This window comes from Pseudoalteromonas peptidolytica (assembly GCF_012641745.1).
Classification (GTDB): Bacteria; Pseudomonadota; Gammaproteobacteria; order Enterobacterales; family Alteromonadaceae; genus Pseudoalteromonas; species Pseudoalteromonas peptidolytica.
The window spans coordinates 1-310 of the sequence record NZ_WEHZ01000103.1; the positions used below are offsets into that span (position 1 = coordinate 1).

1 rRNA gene is annotated in these 310 nt (G+C 39.4%); it reads left to right on the top strand.

The annotated features are described in order from the left end of the window. Positions 1-111, top strand: a 16S ribosomal RNA gene (locus tag F9Y84_RS21895); the annotation flags it as partial. Between the last annotated feature and the right edge of the window lie 199 nt (positions 112-310).

Genomic DNA, 310 nt, shown 5'->3' on the forward strand with positions numbered 1-310 from the left:
GAAGTGGATAGTCTAACCTTCGGGGGGACGTTCACCACGGAGTGATTCATGACTGGGGTGAAGTCGTAACAAGGTAGCCCTAGGGGAACCTGGGGCTGGATCACCTCCTTATACGATTTAGAACTTACTTGTTCGAAGTGTCCACACAGATGATTGTTGCTTGGCCTGATGGCTAAGTAATATTTGCTCTTTAAAAATTTGGAAAAGCTGAAAAATTAAATTCTGATAGATAACGTAAAGTTATTTATCGAGTTTTCGAAAGAAAATGCCGATTAATCATTTGTTTGATTAATTAGCGTCTACTTTAGTA